General features: G+C 60.2%; 1 protein-coding gene. It reads right to left on the minus strand.

Features of this window, described 5'->3' with window-relative positions; translation table 11 throughout:
- Positions 1-172: 172 nt before the first annotated feature.
- The gene (locus AC1DZC_RS20345; RefSeq protein WP_465172940.1) at positions 173-496 is read right to left on the minus strand and encodes a helix-turn-helix domain-containing protein; all 324 of its coding nucleotides are present in this window, start codon (positions 494-496) and stop codon (positions 173-175) included.
- Positions 497-533: the final 37 nt, after the last annotated feature.

The following is a 533-nucleotide window of genomic DNA, read 5'->3' on the forward strand; positions in this document are numbered from 1 at the left end:
TGTAGTGAGTCCCCAGGGCGATCTTGCCCGCGATCTTGCGGCTCTATCGGTTGCGACTGGCTTACGATTTTCCGAACAGCGCGGCGATAATTAGTAAACTGGCACCGTAATTCTTTGCCTCCGCAGCACCGTATAACCGGGAAGCGTGCAATTACCCCTGAACGCAAGGGCCTCACGCGATAGCCTGTAGCCCCTTGGCCTTTACCAGGTTGAGCAGCTTGAGCGATGGACCATCTGGTCGCTTCTCGCCCCGTTCCCATTTGCTGACGGCGTCCTTCCGCACATTCAGATATCGCGCGAAGACCGGCTGGGAGACCTGCTCGCGTTCGCGCAGGGCGCGGATTTCCACCGGGCTCAGGGGCTCGACAGGGGTGAGGCACAGTGCGTCGAACTCGCGCATCGTCGCCTTGTCGACCAGTCCGATCTGATGCAGCCCGGCAGCAGTCTTGTGGACCGAGGCCAGGATGTCGTTTTCAGCCTTGTTCTTCGTCGTCACCGTCCGTCACCTCGATCAATTGCCCGGCGTCCATCGC

The organism is Cellulomonas sp. P2_B4, from assembly GCF_056404795.1.